General features: G+C 72.8%; 20 protein-coding genes. 8 read left to right on the forward strand and 12 right to left on the reverse strand.

Going from position 1 to position 18,423, the window contains the following annotated elements:
- Nucleotides 1-4: 4 nt before the first annotated feature.
- The 7 genes from OG429_RS16880 to OG429_RS16910 are packed head-to-tail and all read right to left on the reverse strand — an operon-like array spanning nucleotide 5 to nucleotide 9,246.
- On the reverse strand, nucleotides 5-1,234 hold the full coding sequence (locus tag OG429_RS16880) for a glycosyltransferase (RefSeq protein ID WP_328926138.1): 1,230 nt from the start codon (nucleotides 1,232-1,234) through the stop codon (nucleotides 5-7).
- On the reverse strand, nucleotides 1,231-2,007 hold the full coding sequence (locus OG429_RS16885; protein WP_328926139.1) for a polysaccharide deacetylase family protein: 777 nt from the start codon (nucleotides 2,005-2,007) through the stop codon (nucleotides 1,231-1,233). The genes OG429_RS16880 and OG429_RS16885 overlap by 4 nt, the downstream gene beginning before the upstream one ends.
- Nucleotides 1,997-3,961 (reverse strand): lipid II flippase MurJ, encoded by a 1,965-nt coding sequence (locus tag OG429_RS16890; RefSeq protein WP_405679772.1) that lies wholly within the window; start codon nucleotides 3,959-3,961, stop codon nucleotides 1,997-1,999. Before OG429_RS16890 ends, OG429_RS16885 begins: the two co-directional genes overlap by 11 nt.
- On the reverse strand, nucleotides 3,958-5,364 hold the full coding sequence (locus OG429_RS16895) for an O-antigen ligase family protein (RefSeq protein WP_328926140.1): 1,407 nt from the start codon (nucleotides 5,362-5,364) through the stop codon (nucleotides 3,958-3,960). Before OG429_RS16895 ends, OG429_RS16890 begins: the two co-directional genes overlap by 4 nt.
- Nucleotides 5,364-6,866: an exopolysaccharide biosynthesis polyprenyl glycosylphosphotransferase gene (locus OG429_RS16900; RefSeq protein WP_405679768.1), complete on the reverse strand. Its 1,503-nt coding sequence runs from the start codon at nucleotides 6,864-6,866 to the stop codon at nucleotides 5,364-5,366. The genes OG429_RS16895 and OG429_RS16900 overlap by 1 nt, the downstream gene beginning before the upstream one ends.
- A complete protein-coding gene (locus OG429_RS16905; RefSeq protein WP_328926141.1) occupies nucleotides 6,863-8,050 on the reverse strand; it encodes a glycosyltransferase family 4 protein in 1,188 nt (395 codons plus the stop codon). The genes OG429_RS16900 and OG429_RS16905 overlap by 4 nt, the downstream gene beginning before the upstream one ends.
- Before the next feature lie 20 nt (nucleotides 8,051-8,070).
- Nucleotides 8,071-9,246, reverse strand: coding sequence for a DUF3344 domain-containing protein (locus OG429_RS16910; protein ID WP_328926142.1), 1,176 nt, complete (start codon nucleotides 9,244-9,246; stop codon nucleotides 8,071-8,073).
- A 102-nt stretch (nucleotides 9,247-9,348) separates the two neighbouring features.
- On the opposite strand from OG429_RS16910, the gene OG429_RS16915 reads away from it, so the two are divergent.
- From OG429_RS16915 to OG429_RS16930, 4 genes are all read left to right on the forward strand, one after another.
- Nucleotides 9,349-9,600 carry a chaplin gene (locus OG429_RS16915; RefSeq protein WP_328926143.1) on the forward strand — a complete coding sequence of 84 codons (252 nt, stop codon included), beginning with the start codon at nucleotides 9,349-9,351 and terminating at the stop codon, nucleotides 9,598-9,600.
- A gap of 118 nt (nucleotides 9,601-9,718) precedes the next feature.
- On the forward strand, nucleotides 9,719-10,129 hold the full coding sequence (locus OG429_RS16920; RefSeq protein WP_328926144.1) for a rodlin: 411 nt from the start codon (nucleotides 9,719-9,721) through the stop codon (nucleotides 10,127-10,129).
- A 238-nt stretch (nucleotides 10,130-10,367) separates the two neighbouring features.
- Entirely contained in the window at nucleotides 10,368-10,601 is a 234-nt protein-coding gene (locus OG429_RS16925) for a chaplin (RefSeq protein WP_328926145.1), read from the forward strand.
- Nucleotides 10,602-10,722: 121 nt separating this feature from the next.
- Nucleotides 10,723-11,811 carry a chaplin gene (locus tag OG429_RS16930; protein WP_328926146.1) on the forward strand — a complete coding sequence of 363 codons (1,089 nt, stop codon included), beginning with the start codon at nucleotides 10,723-10,725 and terminating at the stop codon, nucleotides 11,809-11,811.
- 6 nt (nucleotides 11,812-11,817) lie between these two features.
- Here OG429_RS16930 and OG429_RS16935 read toward each other — a convergent pair whose 3' ends face one another.
- Complete coding sequence (locus OG429_RS16935; protein WP_328926147.1) at nucleotides 11,818-12,015, reverse strand: hypothetical protein; 198 nt, start codon at nucleotides 12,013-12,015, stop codon at nucleotides 11,818-11,820.
- On the opposite strand from OG429_RS16935, the gene OG429_RS16940 reads away from it, so the two are divergent.
- Entirely contained in the window at nucleotides 12,005-12,349 is a 345-nt protein-coding gene (locus tag OG429_RS16940) for a hypothetical protein (RefSeq protein WP_328926148.1), read from the forward strand. The two genes, OG429_RS16935 and OG429_RS16940, sit on opposite strands and share 11 nt — an antisense overlap.
- Before the next feature lie 70 nt (nucleotides 12,350-12,419).
- On the opposite strand, the gene OG429_RS16945 is transcribed toward OG429_RS16940, so the two are convergent.
- Nucleotides 12,420-12,659 (reverse strand): chaplin, encoded by a 240-nt coding sequence (locus tag OG429_RS16945; protein WP_328926149.1) that lies wholly within the window; start codon nucleotides 12,657-12,659, stop codon nucleotides 12,420-12,422.
- Nucleotides 12,660-12,803: 144 nt separating this feature from the next.
- Nucleotides 12,804-13,259, reverse strand: a complete 456-nt coding sequence (locus tag OG429_RS16950; protein WP_328926150.1) for a hypothetical protein — start codon at nucleotides 13,257-13,259, stop codon at nucleotides 12,804-12,806.
- Between the two features lie 272 nt (nucleotides 13,260-13,531).
- Here OG429_RS16950 and OG429_RS16955 point away from each other — a divergent pair, with 272 nt between their 5' ends.
- On the forward strand, nucleotides 13,532-13,942 hold the full coding sequence (locus OG429_RS16955) for a rodlin (RefSeq protein WP_328926151.1): 411 nt from the start codon (nucleotides 13,532-13,534) through the stop codon (nucleotides 13,940-13,942).
- 92 nt (nucleotides 13,943-14,034) lie between these two features.
- Here the strand turns inward: OG429_RS16955 and OG429_RS16960 are convergent, their stop codons facing one another.
- Complete coding sequence (locus tag OG429_RS16960) at nucleotides 14,035-14,676, reverse strand: vitamin K epoxide reductase family protein (protein ID WP_328926152.1); 642 nt, start codon at nucleotides 14,674-14,676, stop codon at nucleotides 14,035-14,037.
- A gap of 192 nt (nucleotides 14,677-14,868) precedes the next feature.
- On the opposite strand from OG429_RS16960, the gene OG429_RS16965 reads away from it, so the two are divergent.
- Nucleotides 14,869-15,639, forward strand: a complete 771-nt coding sequence (locus tag OG429_RS16965; protein WP_328926153.1) for a DUF6227 family protein — start codon at nucleotides 14,869-14,871, stop codon at nucleotides 15,637-15,639.
- Between the two features lie 60 nt (nucleotides 15,640-15,699).
- Here OG429_RS16965 and OG429_RS16970 read toward each other — a convergent pair whose 3' ends face one another.
- Nucleotides 15,700-17,304: an MFS transporter gene (locus OG429_RS16970; RefSeq protein WP_328926154.1), complete on the reverse strand. Its 1,605-nt coding sequence runs from the start codon at nucleotides 17,302-17,304 to the stop codon at nucleotides 15,700-15,702.
- Nucleotides 17,305-17,367: 63 nt separating this feature from the next.
- Between OG429_RS16970 and OG429_RS16975 the strand changes: the two genes are divergently transcribed.
- A complete protein-coding gene (locus tag OG429_RS16975) occupies nucleotides 17,368-18,336 on the forward strand; it encodes a helix-turn-helix transcriptional regulator (RefSeq protein ID WP_328926155.1) in 969 nt (322 codons plus the stop codon).
- The last annotated feature ends 87 nt before the right edge of the window (nucleotides 18,337-18,423 follow it).

Consider the following 18,423-nt stretch of genomic DNA (forward strand, 5'->3'; position numbering starts at 1 on the left):
GGGATCAACGGGCGCCGGCGCCGCGCCTCTCGGCGGCAGCCCGGGGAGCGTGCGGCGCGGGGTCCGGGGCGGAGCCCCGGGGGGCCCGGGCGAAGCCCGGCACCGGAGCGGCCGAAAGGGCGAGGTCGTACACGTCCAGCAGCTGCCGCGCGCTGCGCGCGATGTCGTAGCGCCGGACCACCGGCGGCGCGGGCAGCCGGCGCGCGCCCGCCTCCATGTGCCCGCGCAGCGCCGCGACCAGCTCCTCCGTGCCGGTTCCGATCCGCCGGGCCCCGGGGGCCTGCGCGGCGGGCAGGTCGTCGATGGCGGGGCAGGTCACGTGCAGTACCGGCAGCCCGGCGGCCAGCGCCTCCACCACCGCCAGGCCGAAGGCCTCCTCCCGCGACGGCGAGACGAAGACGTCCATGGCGGCCAGCAGCGCCGGGATCCCCGGGGTGCGGCCGTCCGCGCTGTCGCCCAGCGGGTCCCGCTCGCCCAGCAGGTGGATCCGGCTCTGCGCGCCGAGCTCGGCGGCGAGCGTGCGCAGGGCGGCGCGCTCGGGCCCGTCCCCGGCCAGCAGCAGGTGCGCCCCCGGCAGCGCGGCCACGGCCCGCACCAGGACGTCGAACCGCTTGCCCGGCACCAGCCGGCCGACCCCGCCGACCACGAAGGCCCGCTCCGGCAGCCCGGTCCGGGCCCGGGCGGCCAGCCGTACGCCCTCGTCGAAGCGGAAACGGACGGCCTCGATCCCGTTCGGCACGACGTGCACCCGCTCGGCCGGCACGCCCCACGCCTCCAGCCGGGCGGCCACGGTGTCCGAGACGGCCACGGTCGCCGCCCCCAGCCGCTCACTGGCCAGGTACAGGGCGCGCACCCCGCCCGACAGCGGCCTTCCCTCGATCTCACCCTCGCCGAGGGAGTGTTCGGTGGCCACGGTCGCCCCGGCGCCCGCGAGCCGGGCCGCGAGGCGCCCGTACAGGCAGGCCCGGTACAGGTGGGTGTGCACCAGGTCGTACCGGCCGCGCCGGATGAACCTCACCAGCCGCGGCAGCGCCCCCAGGTCCCGGTTGCCCCGCATCCCCAGGTGCACGACCCGGACCCCGTCGGCGCGCAGCCCCTCGGCCACCGGACCGGGGTTGGTCAGCGTCAGTACGTCGCAGCGCATCGGCATGTGCCGCAGCAGCAGCCGCAGTTGCTGCTCGGCGCCGCCGACCCCGAGCCCGGTGATGACGTGCAGGGCCTTGAGGTCCTTCACCGCAGCACCGCCCGCCGCAGCTCCCGCACCTGGTGGCGCAGGTGCTTGACCCGCAGCCGCGCGCCTCCGTCGGCCTGGCTGATGTGCGTACGGGGCAGGGCGTACGGGCCTTCGAGCCGCCCGGGGTCGATGGCGCAGGCGTACCGGTACCCGGCGGCGCTGGTGGCGGCGACGACCCGGGCGTCGAGGTGCCCGTACGGGTAGCAGAACCCCTCGGGCAGGGTCCCGGTCAGCTCGCGCAGCAGGTCGCGGCTGCCCCGCAGCTCCTGCTGGAGCACGTCGTCGGGGGCCGCGGTGAGGTCCTGGTGGAGCAGCCCGTGGGAGCCGATCTCCTGCCCGGCCTCGGCGACCTCGCGGATGCCCTCGGCGGTGAGCAGGGACTTGCGGGGCCCCAGCGGGTCCCACACGTTGTCCACGCCGAGCCGCCCGGGCAGCACGAACAGGGTGGAGGTGCAGTCGTAGCGGCGCAGCAGCGGGAGCGCCTGGGTCAGGAAGTCGGTGTAACCGTCGTCGAAGGTCAGTCCGACCAGCCCGGCCGCGGTCCCGGCCGCCCGGGCCCGGAGCAGCTCGCCGACCGACACGCCGCGCAGGCCCCGGGAGCGCAGCCACTGCAGCTGGACCTCCAGGGCGCGGGGCGTGACGGTGATGCCGTACGGGTCCTCGGCGGGGTCGGTGAACTCGGCGACCGAGTGGTACATCAGGACCCACGGCGATGCGGTCCGGCGGGCGGGGACCACCACGGCGGCGGGCGCCGTGTCGGTGTCAGCGGACATTGCGGAACCTCTGCGTGAACTGGGAGGAGGACTGGGCGATCTGACCGGGCAGGGCAGTGATTTCGAGGGCGCGTATGGCCACGCCGGTGGCTCCGAACATGGCGGGGACCAGCAGGCAGCCGAGCGCGGCGCTGAGCATCGGGTCGGGAACCATGGGCCCGGCGATCCAGCCCGTGGCGCAGGCCGCGGCCGCCGACACCGCGAGCCGGGCGATGCTGACGGCGACCCGGCGGACGTGGATGGCGATGATCTGCGAGCCGAGGCCGGTGAGCAGCAGGACGGCGGTCGTGGTGATGCCGGCCGCGTTGGCCGCGGCGATGCCGTAGATGCCCCACCAGTCGACGGCGAAGGCTCCGGCCACGATGTTGACGAGCAGTCCGGCGCCCATCGCGAGCGCCGGGAACCAGGTGGGCCGGGCGGTCGAGAAGAAGGGCCGGGACAGTGCCCCGACGAGGCAGTGGCCGAGGAGTCCGAGTCCGTAGACCCGCATGACGGAAGCGGTGGCGAGGGTGTCCCGGTGGGTGAAGGCGCCGCGTTCGAAGAGGACCTGGATGATCTGCGGCGCGTAGCCGATGACGAGTGCGCTGCCCAGGAGGACGGCGAGGGCGGCGAGGGCGAGGTCCTGCTCGACCCGGCGCCGGGCCTTCTCGCGCTCGCCGTCGGCCATCGCCTGGGCGACGACGGGGAAGGTGACGGTGCAGATCATCAGGGAGAGCACCATCGGCATCTGTGCGACCTTCTGCGCGTAGTTGAGGTGCGAGATCGCCCCGGGTGGCAGGGAGGCGGCGAGGAACCGCTCGACGAGCACCTGCGACTGCCGGAAGACGGCGAAGAAGATCACGGGGGCGATGAGGCCGAAGGCGAGGAGGGTGGGGCGGTCGCGGTCGCGCTGGCTGCGCGGGGCGCCCTTGGCCCGGGGCGGGCCGAAGCCCACGTTGCGGATGAAGGAGGGCAGTTGGACGAGGACCATCAGCAGTCCGCCGGCGGCGACCCCGGCGGCGGCCGCCCGCACGCCCCACAGGGCGTGCAGCGCGACCATCGTGCCGATGATGCCGATGTTGTACGAGACGTAGATCGCGGCGGGCGGCACGAAGGACCGGTGTGCCCGCAGCGCCGCGCTGAAGTAGCCGGCGAGGCCGAAGGAGATCACGGTCAGGGCCGTCATACGGGTGCACTGGACGGCCAGTTCGGGGTCGGGCAGACCGGGCGCGAGCACGGAGACGACGAGCGGCGCGGCCACGACCAGTACGGAGGCCACGGCGGCCAGGAACACGGCGAGCCGCGGCAGGGTCGCCCCCACGAGCAGCCGTACGGGGTCCTGCGCGCGGGCCTCCTTGCGGGTGAGCCCGACCCGGATGGCCGCCCGCCGGGCCAGGGCCTGGCTGAAGGCGGGCACCATCAGCAGCGCCATGGCGTCCTCGATGAGCAGCGTCGAGGCCATCTCGGGCACGGTCCAGGCGATCAGGAAGGCGTCGCTGTCGTGCCCGGCGCCGAAGAGGTGCGCGATGGTCTGGTCCCGCACGAGCCCGAACACCGCCCCGGCGGCGGTCAGCCCGGCGGTGACGGCGGCGGCCTTGGCCAGGAACCGCCCCAGCGGCGCCGGTCCGCCGCCACCGGGGGCGGCGGGCGCCGCGGGCGCTCCGTCCGCGCGGCGGGCCCGGGCGCGCGAAGCGTCGGCGGTGGCGTAGGCCGCCACCCGCACGCCTGACCGCCCGGCGGCGCCGGGCATCGCTCCGGCGATGAAGCCGGGGTCCTTCGCCGCCGGACCCACCTCGGCCCGGGCCGCCTCACCCGGTCCGGACTCGTCGCCGGAGCCGGGCAGGACCGGGCCCCGGAGCGGCCCCGGGACCGGATCCGGCACACGGGCGGGGACGGCGGGGCCGCCCGGCACACGGGCGGGGCCCGCCCCGGCCGGGGGGCCGGAGGCGGGCCGCCAAGGCGTGGTGTCCGTCACGTGCGGGCCGCAACCCGGGGGGCGCTGCCCCGCGAAACCGAACCGGAGACGGACCCGGCAGCCGAGGAGGCCCCACGCGGTGGACCGGCGTCCCCCGGGGAGGGCAGGGCCCACCAGGCGGCGAGCCCGATGATCACTCCGGTCAGGACGGTGGACGGCCCGCCGATGTCCGCGTAGAGGAAGTCGGTCAGCTGCCACACGAACAGTCCCGTGGCGATCAGCCCGCAGTCCCGCGTGCGCCCGCCGGAGGCGATCCGGCGCAGCCCCGCCACCAGCAGCGCCGCCCAGCCGCCCGCCAGCGCGACCAGCCCGGTCAGCCCTTGCTCGCTCAGGATCAGGAGGTACATGTTGTGCGGGGAGAGCAGCGGCTGGCGGAGGTACGCCTGCCCCGCGCCCGCGGTGTCGCTGCCGGAGGAAAGCCCCAGCGAGGAGTGTCCGTCGCGGTTGGCCGGGAAGCCCTTCAGCCCCACCCCCACCGCCGGCCGCTCCTGCCACATCGACTCGGCGGCGGCCCACATCGTGTAGCGGTCGGTCACCGACTGGTCGGGGGCGCTGGAGACCTGCGTGATGGAGGTCAGCCGCTCCGTGACCATCTCGGAGCCGACCCCGAGCCCGCCCACCAGGACCATGCCCGCCGCGGCGAGCGCGAGGAGTACCTTCAGCGCCCGCCGGATCCCGGCCAGCACCATCACCAGCACCGCCGCGCCGACGGTGGCGATCCACACGCCCCGGCTGAACGACAGCACCAGCGGCAGCACCAGCACCAGCGCCGCGCCCCCGGCGATGCGCCGGGTCCTTTGCGCCTGCCCCGGTGCCAGCGCGACGGCGGTCGCCACGACCAGCCCGTACGCCACCACGGTGGCCATGCCCATGACGTCGCCGGGGCCGAAGGTGCCCACGGCCCGGATGTCCTGGCCCTGGTAGGAGGCCCCGGTGTGGGTCGCGTACTGCACGACCCCCACCGCGCCCTGCACCAGCGCCAGGACCACGAAGCACCCGGCGGCGATCCGGAACTCCCGGGCGCCCTGCACCAGCAGCACCACGGCCGCCGGGACCAGCACGAACACCTGGAGGTAGCGCACGAAGCCGGGCAGGGCGGCGTGCGGGTCCCCCGCGGTCGTCGTCGCGACCGCGAGCCCGACGGCGGGCATCCCGAGCACGAGCACGCCCAGCGGGGTCAGCTCCCGCACCCGGCCGCGCAGCGCCTGCACCACGCAGGCGAACACCAGCAGCAGCGAGGCCGCATCGGCCGGACCGACCTTCCCGGAGGCGGCCGCGTCCCCCGCCGGGAGCGGGGCGAGCAGGAAGAGCACGGTCGCGGCGAGCGGCAGCAGCGGCCAGTGCCGCCGCACCAGGCCCGGCACGTCGGACCGTACACCGTTCAGGGTTACGGCAAGGCTCATCAGCTGCCCCCCAGCCGGAAGCGGAAGAAGGAGGCCGCGGTGCGGGCGAGGATCCACAGGTCCTGCCACAGCGACCAGGTGTCGATGTAGTGGTTGTCGAAGCGGGCCCGGTCCTCGATGGAGGTGTCCCCGCGCAGGCCGTTGATCTGGGCCAGCCCGGTGATGCCGACGGGCATCCGGTGCCGGGCCTCGTAGCCGGGGTGGACGGTGGAGAACTTGGCGACGAAGAACGGCCGTTCGGGCCGCGGGCCGACCAGGCTCATGTCACCGCGTACGACGTTCCACAGCTGCGGCAGCTCGTCCAGCGAGGACTTGCGCAGGAAGGAGCCGACCGGGCTCATCGCGCGGTCGCCCGCCACGGTCCAGCGGGTGGCGGACTCGTGCTCGTCGGCGCGCAGCGTACGGAACTTCAGCAGGGTGAAGGAGCGCCCGTAGAGGCCGACCCGCTCCTGCCGGAAGATCACCCCAGGCCCGTCCCAGACCCGTACGGCCAGCGCGCAGGCCCCCATCACGGGCGCGGCGGCGACCAGGGCGAGCAGGGCGAGCACGGCGTCGAGGCCGCGCTTGGCCCAGCGCTCCAGCGGCCGCGCCGACCGGGGCAGCAGCGGCTGTACTGCGTACCCCCACAGCTGGTCGGCGGGGTCCGCCACCCGCATGCCGGTGATCTTGGCGGTGCCGGCCGGGTCGGCGAGCCAGAGCCGGCAGCCGTGGTCGTGGAAGAGGCGGACCAGGGAAGCGGTGCGTTCGTCGGCCTCGGGCGGGCGGCTGAACACCGCGTGCCGCACGGAGTTCTGGATGACGGCGCGCCGGACGTCCTCGTGGGTGGTGAGCACCGGCAGGGGTCCGGTGTCCCCCTCGGCTGCGCCGGTGTCGGCGAGCCCGACGGGGCGCAGCCCGTACTCGGGCCGGCCGTGCAGGGCGGCGGCCACCGCGCCCGCCGCCGCGCCGGGTCCGACGACGAGGACGGAGGCGGGCCGGCGGATGCGGGTGCGGCGGCGGAGCTGGTTGACGAACCCGCGCCCCGCGCACGCCAGTACGACCTGGAGGCACATGGCGGTGAGCAGCACGCTCCAGCCGAGGGCCCGGCCCGGGTCCACGGCGGCCACGACCGTGGCGACCGTGCACCACAGGACGGCGGACCGCCCGGCCACCACGGGCAGTTCGAGGAGGGCCGAGGGGGCGAGCCGCGGCCGGTACAGCCCGGCCTGCGCGTGCAGCGCGGCGAGCAGCACCGCGATCGGCGCGGCCGCCGGGGCCGGCAGGCCCGGTCCGGACAGCGACGCCACGGTGAGTACGGCGGCCAGCGCGTCCGCGGTGAGCAGCGGCAGCACCCCCGTCGTACTCCCGTGGCGGCGGTTCGGGCGTACCGCGGGCCGGGCCTGGCCGGCCCTGGGCCCGCGCGGGGGGTGGATGGCGGTCGCGGAACGGCGAACGGCGGTGACGCCGGCGGGCCCCTTGCCGCCCTGCCCGGTGTGCCGGGCGGGTGCGCTGTCCATCGTCATCGGCTGATGCGCTCCTGGTTCGAGGGCCGGGGCCTGCCCAGCAGTTCGTGGTACAGACCGGTGACCGCGTCCGTGGTCCGCCGCACGTCGAAGTCGGTCCGGGCGTGCTGCCGGGCCTGCTCCCCGAGTTCGGCGAGGAGCCGTGGGTCGGCGAGGAGCCGTCCCAGGGCCTTGGCCAGCGCCGTCGGGTCCTCCGGCGGCACCAGGCACAGGCGTCCCTGGCCGGGCGGCAGGCTCTCCCGGGCACCGCTGACGTCCGAGACCAGGACCGGGCGACCGCAGGCCATGGCTTCGAGCGGGGCGAGCGCCATGCCTTCCCACCGCGACGGCAGTACAACGAGATCGGCGGCCCGAAGCCACGGTCGGATGTCGGTGGCGGTGCCGGCGAAGAGCACTCCGGGCGGGGCGGTGCGGCGCAGCCGTTCGGTGTCGGGGCCGTCGCCGACGAGGGCGAGGCGGGCTCCTGGGACGGTGCCCAGCAGCTCCGGCCAGGCCCGCAGGAGGATGTCCTGCCCCTTCTGGGGGCAGAGCCGGCCCACGCAGACGGCGAGGGGACCGTCGCCGCGGAAGTCGGCTGGCAGCGCGAGCCCGGCGCGGGCCCGGGCCTTGTCCGGGCCGGGTTCGGGTCCGCCGGGGCGGAAGTGTTCCAGGTCCACGCCGTTGCGGATCACCGACCAGCGGGCGGTGACGCCCTCGGCCTCGCCGGCGCGGCGCTCGGCCTCGCTGACGCAGAGCACCCGGTCGGCCCAGCGTGCCCCGTACCTCTCCCAGCGCAGCGCGAGTGCGCCGGTGGCTCCGGTGACGGCGTCGAAGGACCAGGCGTGGGGCTGGAAGACGGTGGGCAGGGACCCGCGCGCGGCGAGCCGCCCGGCCAGCCCGGCCTTGGCGCTGTGGGCGTGCAGGAGGTCGGGCCGGACCCGGCGCAGGAGCCGCCGGACGCCGAGCACCTCGGCGGGCAGCCCGGGCCCGGGGGCCCGCCCTGCGTGCCAGGTGAGCACCTCGGCGCCGGCTTCCCGGGCGGTTTCGGCGAGCGTGCCGCCGGGCGGGCAGCCGACGACGGCGCGCAGGCCGGCGCGGGTCTGGGCGCGCACGAGGTCGGCGACGACCCGGGCGACACCGCCGTCTACGGGCTGGGCTAGATGGAGGACGGTCGTGGGCTTTGCCGCCCATGGCTGTGCGGGCACGGTGGAGTGGTCTCCTACGTTCAGCGGCGCGCGTCTGTCTGAACGAAGAGCACGCCGAGGAAATGACCCTGGCTTTCACCCGTGAACTTGAAACTCAGGCTGCGGGCCCCACCGGAGAGGGCGGGGGTCAGGTCGAACACGTCCGCGTCATAGCCGAGATTGTTCACATAATCGGGCTGCCGCACGAACGCTTGTTGTCCGAATTCCGTGATCGTGGAATTCATAACATCATTAAAGGGATTTTCGGCGTCACTGAGGGCGACGCGGCGGCCACTGTCGGCCGTCACGGTGAGTGAGTCTTCGAGGACGCCCCGGTCTCCGTCGTACGCGACCACCCCGACCTTCCCCGCGGTCCCGGGGGGCGCGTCCAGGCCGTCGAGCTCGACCAGCCCCTCGCCGGCGCGGGCGGCGAGTCCTTCGAAGCCGTCCCACAGCGAGATCCGGCGGACCGGCTGCTGCGGGTGCTCGTAGGCGACGACCAGCGTCCAGCCGCCCCAGGCACCCACCTCGGAGTGGCCCATGGCGATGTTGAGCTGGGCCACCGTCCACATGCCGGCGCCGCCCTTGCGGACCAGCGGGGTCACGTCGGCGGAGGCCTGGTAGGCGTCGCTGCCCGCGTCCGAGCGGTGGCCCATCATCGTGTCGGCGATGACCTCCTTGTACGCGCCGCCCGGCTCGGCGACCAGCACCCGGCCGTTGTCCTCCGGCGGCTTCTGCTCGCCCACCCGGAGGTTCCCGCCCCAGTACAGGCGGGCGTACGAGACCTTCGCGCCCTGCGGGACCTTGAGTTCGGCCCGGGTGGAGTTGTAGGTGTCCGGGTCCTTGTCGACCTCGCTGTAGAACATCTCGAAGTCGCCGTTGACCCCGGCCGCGCCCCGCTTCACGTCGGCGCACGGCTCGGCCTGCGGGGACTCCTCCCGGCGGCAGCTGATGCCGGAGTTGGAGGCCCGTACCAGCCCGCCGTGCTGCACGGCCTGGTAACGCTGGGTGAACGGGACCCGGGGTAGCTCTTTGGGAGCTGGGGCTTTGCGCGGTGGGATCGCCCCCGCCACCGGGACGTTCACGGAAAGGACGAGGCAGGACAGCAGACCGAGCGTGCCGAGGATTCTGCGGGAGGAACCCATGACCCTGTCTCCATTTTCGATCAAGGGGACAAAACAGGAGTGAACTTTGTCAGAAATCGGGCTGGAAATCACGTCGGACTCGCTCGTACGGCCTTTTGGGCGATAGCACGCACCCTTGAAGCGGGCGGGTCGTTATGGGTTGCACCATCGTTCGAACCGAAAGGAAAAGCGGAGATGAAGAAGACGCTGATGCGCGGCACCACCCTGGCCTTCGCCGGCGCCGCCGTGCTGCTGGGCGGCGCGGGCCTCGCCTCCGCGCACGGCGGCGGCGCGACGGCGGACGGCATCGCGGCCGGATCCCCCGGCGTCGGGAGCGGCAACCTGCTCCAGATCCCCGTCGACGTCCCGGTGAACGTGTGCGGCAACACCGTCAACGTGATCGCCCTGCTGAGCCCCGCGTTCGGCAACACCTGCGTGAACGCCTGAGCGTCAACCGCGCCGCCCCAAACGGCGGCATCCGGGTGAAGCCACGCAACCCGAGCGGGGGCAGGGCCGTTGTTCCGGGTGCTCCAGTACCGGGCAATCCTGCAAAAAAGGGACGACAATGATCAAGAAGATGATGGCCACGGCAGCGGTTGCGGCCTCGGTCGTGGGCATGGGCGCCGCCATGGCGCCGCAGGCGATGGCCATCGGGAACGACAACGGCGTCAACACCGTCAACGGCAACGGCGCCGCGCAGATCTACGGAAACCAGGCCACCTACGGCAACATGAGCCCGCAGATGGCGCTGATCCAGGGCTCCTTCAACAAGCCCTGCATCGCCCTGCCCGCCAAGGCCAACGTGCAGTCCGTGCTCGCCCTGCTCAACGTCGGCGTCCAGGACATCCCGGTCCTGTCCAGCCCGCAGAACCAGCAGTGCACCGAGAACTCGACGCAGGCCAAGGGCGACGAGGCCCTCTCCCACATCCTGGACAACATCCCGATCCTCTCCGGCAACGTCTCCGCCGGCAGCTGACCGCGAACGTCCCTGCGAGGCCGTCGCACCTTCGGGTCGCGACGGCCTCGCCGCGTAAGAATCCGCCGCCCGGGATCCGGCTCCGCGAATAGTGACGCGAAATCCGGACCCCATGAATTCACCCGGACCATCGGGGTGAATTCCCGGCCGGCCGCCGGAATTACGCGGTTTCTTTTTCCCGGACCACTCGTTGTTATTTCTGCAGCGGATACGCCTCTGCGGGAAGGATCGAAATCAAATGAAGTACAAGAAGGCAGTGGTGCTGGCCGCCGGCGCTCTGATGGCCGTCGGCGCCGTCTCTCCCGCCATGGCCGACAGTGAAGCCGCAGGCAACGCCGTGGGCTCCCCCGGCGTCCTGTCCGGCAACAACGTCCAGGTGCCGATCAACATCCCGATCAACATCTGCGGCAACACCGTGAACGTCGCCGCGCTGCTGAACCCCGCGTTCGGCAACGTCTGCGTCAACCACTGACGCAACGCTTGCGCCCGCGAGGGCAAGCCTCCTCGGGGTGGCCCCGGAGTGCACGGCGGTGCACTCCGGGGCCGCCTCCGATTCAGCACCGGCAGCAGCGCCGGTAGACAGGGAAGGACCCATGCGACAGGTACTGAGCCGACAGGTACTGGGCAAGGGGATGCTCACGGCGGCGGCCGCGTCGAGTCTGCTGTCGATCGCGACCGGCGTGGCCTACGCACATTCCGGAGCGACGGCCGAGGCCTCGCATTCACCGGGTGTGCTGGCGGGCAACAGCGTCTCGGTACCGATCACCTTCGCGCCCAACGTGTGCGGCAACAGCGTGGACGGGGGTGCCGCGCTCAACCCCGCGATGGGGAACACCTGCGTCACCACGACCGGCTCGCACACCGGCGACGGCTACGACTACGGGCGCTACCTCAGCCCCGAGAACGCCGAGGCCTTCGACCGCTACCTCCACGAACGGGAAGGGGTGGGGCGGCACAGGGTGCCGGAGCAGCGCCAGGAGACACCGCGGCACGAGACCCCGGCGCCGCGGCACGCGGCTCCCCGTCATGCTGCTCCCCGCCACGAGGAGCAGCGTGAGGAGGGCGGCTACGGCGGCCCGGAGGAAGAGCAGCACCAGGAGCAGCACGAGGAAGGGTGCGACGACCACCCCGAGTCCGCGCCGCCCCCCGCCCCGCCGGCGCACCGCGCGCCCCCCGCGGCCCCCGCACCCCCCGCACCCGACCGGCCGCACCCGATGCCCGAGCCGGTCGACGAGCACCCGGCTCCGCTCCCGGCCCCGGCGCCGGAGGAGCCCGCCCCGGTCGAGGAGGCGCCCCATCCGCTCCCCGCCCCCGTCGAGGAGGCCCCCCAGCCGCTCCCGGCCCCGGTCGAGGAGGAGGCGCCCGTACCGCTGCCGGCTCCGGCCCCGGTCGAGGAAGCGCCCGCACCGCTTCCCGCCCCGGGCCCGGGCCCGGGCCCGGAGGCTCCCGCGCCCCGGCCACCGCACGGGAGCCAGCCGGTGGAGCTCCCGGCAGCTCCGGCTCCGGCTCCGGCCCCCGCTCCGGTTCCCGCACCGGCACCGGCACCGGCACCGGCACCGGCTCACGTCAGCTCGCCCGTGCTGGCCGCGACCGGCGCGGGTCAGCCCGCGGCCGCGGCGGCCCTCGCCACGGCGCTGATCCTGGGCGGCGCCATTCTGTACCGGCGGTCGCGCGAAGCCTGACCGGCATTACCGGTAATCAGAAGAAATATCGGCCGGAGAATCCTTGTCGGATTCTCCGGCCGCTGTCATGCCCTTGTTCCCAACCGCGTGCGCGCCGGCGTTTCCGTAGCGGCCGGGAATCGTTACCCAGGGCGAAAGCGGCGCGACGGTCGCCGCTGACGCCTCTGCACACGAAAAGAAGAGGATTTCGATAATGAAGCTCACGAAGGTCGCCGCTGTCGTCGTCGGCTCCGTCGCCGCCCTCGGCTCCTCCGCCACCGCTTTCGCGGCCGAGGCCCCGGCCGCGATGCCCATGAGCCTGACGAGCGGGGTGACCGCGGTGACCGAAGCCGTGAACCCCGTCTCCGAGTCGCTGCCGCAGACCCTGGGCAACGGACTGGCAGAGCAGGGCGAGAACGTCAACAAGGTCGTGGGCACCGTCCAGAGGGTCAACGAGGTCCGCAACAACGCGCCCGGCGAGGTGCTCGGCCTTGCGAACGGCGCCACCCAGGCGTCCCCGCTCCTGGGCGGCGTGAAGCTCAACGGCGGCGCGCACTGAGCGACACCGACACGACTGTGGGCGCCGCCGGCGAGGCCGGGGCGCCCACAGTCGGTTCGTGCAGCCGACGTCAGTCGTTGACGCAGACGTTGCCGAACGCCGGGTTCAGCGCGCCGATGATGCTCACGGAGTTACCGCAGACGTTGATCGGAACGTGGACCGGGACCTGGAGCAGGTTGCCCGAGAGGACACCGGGGGAGCCCACGGCCGCGCCCTCGGCCGACGAGTCGGCCATAGCGGAGCCGGCGGCACCGGCCGCAGCGAGACCAGCGGTGGCCAGGACCAGGGCAGCCTTCTTGGCAGAGTTCATGGGAAGTGCACCTTCTGTTCGATGTTCTGCCCCGATGCCGGGGCTCACACCGAGCGAAACGGTCCGCCTCCCCTGACGACACGGCCACGTCCGCGATCACACCTGTTCAGCTCAATAGTCGTAACCGCAGCACCGTCCGGACCGTTAAGGAAGATCGCTCAGCGGGTCCGGGATCGCCGGGACCTCGACGTCGGGGACCTCCGGCACGACCGGCGCCGCCGGATCCGGCAGCGTGGGCGGTTCGATCCCCGGGATCCCGGGGATCTCCACGCCCGGGATCGCCGGGAGCACCACGCCCGGGATGGCCGGGAGATTGATGCCCGGGATCTCCGGCAGCTTGATCTCGGGGAGCTTGATCTCCGGGATCTTGATGTCCGGCAGGCTGACGCCCGGTGGCAGGAGGGCCTTGATGGCGTCGAGGATGCCCTTCACCAGGTCGTCGACGGGACCGGCCGCCGCCGCTCGCCGGGGGTGGGCGACTCCGTGGTCACTCTCCACGGCGCCCGCGGGGGCCGCCGCGCCGGAGAGTATGACGACGGCGAGGGCCGACGGGACGAGGAGACGGGCGCGGCGCGCACGGGCGGGCTTCATGGAGTGCATGGATGTTCCTCACTGGTGGTCGCGCGGATACGGACCTTGAGCGATCCGCTCCCTCACCCACCGTGCGAACACCTCACACGGAGCGCAACCGGAGATCCGGTGACTGCGGGCTTCGTACGGGCTTCGCGCAGGCGTCCGGGGGCCTCTCACCCGGGACGGGGAAAACCCCGCCGCCCGCAGGCCGTTTGAGTGAAGCAGCGGAACCAACCCCCTGGCAGGGCAGTTGACCAGGGCGCTCCATCAGCGGGCACTCGTGCGACAGAAGGAACAAGATGTTCAAGAAGTTCATGACCGCCGCCGCGGTCTCCGCCGTTGCGGTCGGCGCGGGCGCTGCCGCCGCGGCCCCGGCCATGGCCATCGGCAACGACAACGGGATCAACACCGTCAACGGCAACGGATCCCAGCAGATCTACGGCAACCAGAAGACCCACGGCGACCTGAGCCCGCAGCTCAGCCTGGTCCAGGGCACGCTGAACAAGCCCTGCATCGGTCTGCCGGCCAAGGTCAACGCCCAGTCGCTCATCGCCGCGCTCAACATCGGCGTCCAGGACATCAACGTCCTGTCGAACCCGCAGAACCAGCAGTGCACCGAGAACTCCACCCAGGCCAAGGGTGACGAGCCGCTCTCGCACATCCTGGACAACATCCCGATCCTCTCGGGCAACGCCTCCGTCGGCAGCTGATCGCCGGGCCCCGTGCCCGTGGAGCGATGCGTGACGCATAGAGGGCCCCGGCGGCGTCCAGCTGCCGGGGCCCTCGTGCGCGCCCTCCGCCGTCAGCCGGTCCAGAAGTCCCACCACCGGGTGAGGATCAGCATGCCGATCACTCCGGTGTGCAGGGCGGGCGGCGCCCAGCCGAACTCGGTGAAGAAGCCCCGTAGCGGGCCGGGGGCCGGGAGTACGCCCGTACGCGCGTTGTGCGCGGTGACCGCCCAGAACATCAGCAGCGTGGCCACCCAGGCCAGGCAGCACCACAGGCAGAGCGCGTTGATCTCGTAGAGCGACTGGACCATCAGCCAGGAGCAGAAGCCGACGCCGAAGAGCGTCCCCGCGTTCAGGCCCAACCAGAACCAGCCACGGTAGCGGGCGCCGGCCAGCAGGCCCGCGCCGGCGCACACCACGACGGCGTAACCGACCAGCCCCAGCATGGGGTTGGGGAAGCCGAAGGCCTGCGCCTGCTCGCTCTGCATCACGCTGCCGCAGGAGACCACCGGGTTGAGACTGCAGGCGGGCTTGAAGTCCGGGTCCTCCAGCAGGAGGAACTTGTCGAGGGTGATCACCCAGGAGGCCAGCAGCCCGGCCGCCCCGGTCAGTGCCAGCAGCCAGGCCAACCCTCTCGGTGCGGCCGCCTGTTCGCTCTCGGTCCGGGTGCTGGGCTGCCCCTGCTGACGGGGAACGCCCACTGTATTCGTTGCCATGTGGCCCATAGTCCCGCTCTCCACCACAGAGCGGACCTAACCGTGCCCATCCATACGCAAGTTGACCTGAAGGGGTGGCGGGAACCCCTGTTGCTTCCCGGACGTTTTACCGAACGCCGGACGTGATGTCAGGCCCAGGGGTTACTTTGAGCTTCCGCGAAGTGACAAGCTGCGACGGCCTGGAGACCCACCTTGAGCGATCCGTACGAGACAACCGAGGCGCACCTCGACCGACTCCTCGGTCGCGCCCTGAACTCCTTCGACCTGCCCGACAGGTTGGTCGAGCGCCTCGGTACGGCGCTCGCGCACAGCTCTTCGCTGTACAGCACCCACCACAGCCCGGCGACGGGCGTCTGGCGGGAGACCCACCAGCACACCTACCTGCTGGCCGACGGCGGTTCGGCGGCGCTGTGGGAGCTGGCGTACCGGCAGGAGGGCGACCGGACGGTCCGGCACGAGATCTTCGTGAGCAAGGCGGAGACCTGCCTGGCCGTGGCCCGGCTGTTCGGCGAGGTCCCGGCCCAGGCCGCCCTGGACCCGGCGTTACTCCCGGGCGACGAGGAGCCCGACGACGACGTGGCCGCGCTGGCCGCGCTGTTCGCGGCCGGTGCTCCGGCGCACCGGCACCGGGAGTACGCGGTGGAGCAGTCCGCCGACCACGCCCGGCGGGTGCTGCGCCGCGCTGAGAACCCGGACCGGCCCGGCAAGCCGGTGGCGGAGCGCCTGCGGTCGGCGTATGCCCACCAGATCACGCAGTCGTTCGGCGGCGGGCCGTTCCTGCCGGGCGGGCGGGACGTGGCCTTCAGCCTGTACGAGCACGCCTTCGTCCTGCTGGACGGGAGCGAGGTCAGCCTGTGGGAGGTCGAGCACACGGCGACGCCGGACGGGCGGCACATGTGCGAGGTGTACGAGAGCGAGACCGCCGCGCGGGGAGCCATGGAACTTCGCGCCCGGGTCCGGTGACGGAAACGGACATGCCCGCCCATCAGGGCGGGCATGTCCGTGGACGGGAGTCGGCCCGCGTCAGACGGCCGGGACCTTGTCCGTGGCCGCGTCCGGAGCCTGCGCCGTGTCCGGGGCCTGGTGCTCGGAGCCACCCTCGCGCTGCTCCATCGGGATCGAGGTGCGCGGCAGCATGAACATCACCGCCCAGATCACGACGAGGACGGCGACGATCCACCACATGGCGCTGCGGAACGCCTCTACGTACGGGGCGCCGAAGGCCATCTCGTTCTCGATCACGCCGAAGTACACGACGGAGGTGAGGCCGAGGCCGAGGGCGTTGCCCATCTGCATGGTCGAGTTGATCAGCCCGGAGGCGGATCCGGCGTGCTCGCGCGGCACCTCGGACAGCACGGCGTCGGTGAGCGGGGCCACGATCAGGCCCATGCCGAGACCCATGACGGCGAGCGGCGCGGCCATCTGCCAGGAGGCGATCTCCATGCCGTAGTGCCCGGACTCCCAGATGTAGAGGAGCACACCCGCGGCCATGGTGAGCGCGCCCGCCTGGAGCACCTTGCGGCCGAAGCGCGGTACGAGCTTCTGGACGGACATGCCGGCGGCGACCGAGACGGCGATGGAGAAGGGGATGCCGGTGGTGCCGGCGCGCAGCGCGCTCCAGCCGAGGCCCAACTGCATCATGAGCGTCCACACCAGGAAGAAGATGCCGGTCGCGATCCCGAAGGTGAGCTGGACGGCCATACCGCCGGCGAAGCTCCTGACCTTGAAGAGGGAGAGCTCGACGAGCGGGGAGCCGTCCTTCTTGATCTTGTGCTTCTCGTAGGCGATGAAGCCGACGATCACGAGGGGCACCGCCCCCATGCAGAGGAAGCCCCACAGCGGCCAGTCGTTCTCCCGGCCCTGGGTGAGCGGGTAGATCAGCATGACCATGGCGGCGGTCGCGAGGACGACACCGATCAGGTCCAGGCGCAGCGCGTTCGGGGCCTTGGACTCGGTGATGAACTTGCGGCCCAGGATCACGCCCGCGATGCCAACGGGCAGGTTGATCAGGAAGATCGGGCGCCATTCGAGGCCGAACAGGTTCCACTGGGTGAGCAGCGCGCCGAGCATCGGGCCCGAGACGGCGCCGAGGCCCACGATCGCGCCGAACATGCCGAAGACCTTGCCGCGCTCGTGCGGCGGGAAGGTGACGTGGATGATCGACAGCACCTGCGGCACCATCATGGCGGCCATGCCGCCCTGGAGGAGGCGGGAGGCGACGAGGATGCTCGGGTTGGCGGCGATGCCGCAGAGCAGCGAGGCGGCCGTGAAGCCCGCGATACCGATGAGGAAGAGCCGCTTGCGGCCGTAGATGTCACCGAGGCGACCGCCGGTGATCAGGCCGGCGGCGAAGGCGAGCGCGTAACCGGCGGTGATCCACTGGATCGCGCTGGTGGAGGCGTTCAGGTCCTGGCGCATGCTGGGTATGGCTATGTTGACGATGGTGACGTCGACCAGGTCCATGAAGGCCGCGGTCATCACGATGGCGAGCGCCAGCCAGCGGCGCCGGTCGGCGGCTGAGCCGTTCGTGGGTGAGCCGTTCACGGGTGCGGTGGCTGTCTCGGTCCGCTCTTCTTGTACGGGCCCGTTCTCTCTTTCGGGCGATGTCTTGGACGTCTCGGTGCTCATGGAGAGAAACCTAGACGGGATGTAGGTCAGGCGGTGTCCTATTTCGCTGGCAACCTGGATTCCATGACCGACACCCCGGCACGGCTGCTCTCCCTGCTGTCCCTCCTCCAGACCCCGCGCGAATGGCCCGGGAGCGAGCTGGCGCAGCGGCTGCGGGTGAGCTCCCGGACGATCCGCCGCGACATCGAGCGGCTGCGGGACCTCGGGTACCCGGTGGAGGCCACGCTGGGGGCGGAGGGCGGATACCGGCTGGTGGCGGGGGCTGCGATGCCGCCGCTGCTCCTCGACGACGAGGAGGCGGTGGCGATCGCGGTGGGGCTGCGCGCGGGCGCCGGGCATGCGATCGAGGGGGTCGAGGAGGCCTCCGTACGGGCCCTGGCCAAGCTGGAGCAGGTGCTTCCGTCGCGGCTGCGGCGCCGGGTGAGCGTGCTGCAGTCGGCCACGACCGCGCTGGCCCGGGGGGACGGGCCGAGCGTGGACCCGGGGACGCTGACGACGATGGCGTCGGCGGTGGCGGGTCCCGAGCGGCTGCGGTTCGCGTACCGGGCGGGGGACGGGGTCCGGTCGCGCCGACTGGTGGAGCCGTACCGGCTGGTGAGCACGGGGAGCCGCTGGTACCTGGTCGCCTATGACCTGGAGCGCGAGGACTGGCGGACCTTCCGGGTGGACCGGGTGGGCGAGGTGTTCGCGACGGGGGCCCGGTTCGTGGCGCGGCAGCTGCCGATGGACCCGGAGGAGTTCGTGCGCAGGGGGCTGCGGGGCCGGGAGACGTCGTACGCGGTCGAGGTCACCTTCGCGGCGGACGTGGCGGAGCTGCCGGGGTGGTTGCGGGAGTCGGCGGTCGGCGACGCGGGTGACGCTGCGGGCGGCGGCGACGGCCGGACGCGGGTCCGGTTCGAGACCGCGGACGCCCCGGAGTGGCTGGTGGCGCGGCTGGCGCTGACGGGGGTGCCGTTCACGGTGCAGGCGCCGGCCGCGCTGGCGGCGGCGGCTCGGACGCTGGGGGCGCGGCTGGCGGGGGCCGGGGCGTAGCGGGAGGCGTACCGGCGCCCTGGTTTCCGGGGCGCGAGGGAGCCCCGGCACCTGGGGGGATAGGTGCCGAGGCTCGTCCGGGGGGCG

The sequence above is a fragment of the Streptomyces sp. NBC_00190 genome (assembly GCF_036203305.1).
GTDB lineage: Bacteria > Actinomycetota > Actinomycetes > Streptomycetales > Streptomycetaceae > Streptomyces.

What these genes read in the sequence shown, in the direction of transcription:
- OG429_RS16945 (WP_328926149.1), bottom strand. Translation starts at nt 12,659, where the DNA reads ATGAACTCTGCCAAGAAGGCTGCCCTGGTCCTGGCCACCGCTGGTCTC.
- OG429_RS16925 (WP_328926145.1), top strand. Translation starts at nt 10,368, where the DNA reads ATGAAGTACAAGAAGGCAGTGGTGCTGGCCGCCGGCGCTCTGATGGCC.
- OG429_RS16900 (WP_405679768.1), bottom strand. Translation starts at nt 6,866, where the DNA reads ATGACGATGGACAGCGCACCCGCCCGGCACACCGGGCAGGGCGGCAAG.
- OG429_RS16970 (WP_328926154.1), bottom strand. Translation starts at nt 17,304, where the DNA reads ATGAGCACCGAGACGTCCAAGACATCGCCCGAAAGAGAGAACGGGCCC.
- OG429_RS16915 (WP_328926143.1), top strand. Translation starts at nt 9,349, where the DNA reads ATGAAGAAGACGCTGATGCGCGGCACCACCCTGGCCTTCGCCGGCGCC.
- OG429_RS16895 (WP_328926140.1), bottom strand. Translation starts at nt 5,364, where the DNA reads ATGAGCCTTGCCGTAACCCTGAACGGTGTACGGTCCGACGTGCCGGGC.
- OG429_RS16920 (WP_328926144.1), top strand. Translation starts at nt 9,719, where the DNA reads ATGATCAAGAAGATGATGGCCACGGCAGCGGTTGCGGCCTCGGTCGTG.
- OG429_RS16885 (WP_328926139.1), bottom strand. Translation starts at nt 2,007, where the DNA reads ATGTCCGCTGACACCGACACGGCGCCCGCCGCCGTGGTGGTCCCCGCC.
- OG429_RS16930 (WP_328926146.1), top strand. Translation starts at nt 10,723, where the DNA reads ATGCGACAGGTACTGAGCCGACAGGTACTGGGCAAGGGGATGCTCACG.
- OG429_RS16960 (WP_328926152.1), bottom strand. Translation starts at nt 14,676, where the DNA reads ATGGCAACGAATACAGTGGGCGTTCCCCGTCAGCAGGGGCAGCCCAGC.
- OG429_RS16975 (WP_328926155.1), top strand. Translation starts at nt 17,368, where the DNA reads ATGACCGACACCCCGGCACGGCTGCTCTCCCTGCTGTCCCTCCTCCAG.
- OG429_RS16950 (WP_328926150.1), bottom strand. Translation starts at nt 13,259, where the DNA reads ATGCACTCCATGAAGCCCGCCCGTGCGCGCCGCGCCCGTCTCCTCGTC.
- OG429_RS16955 (WP_328926151.1), top strand. Translation starts at nt 13,532, where the DNA reads ATGTTCAAGAAGTTCATGACCGCCGCCGCGGTCTCCGCCGTTGCGGTC.
- OG429_RS16940 (WP_328926148.1), top strand. Translation starts at nt 12,005, where the DNA reads ATGAAGCTCACGAAGGTCGCCGCTGTCGTCGTCGGCTCCGTCGCCGCC.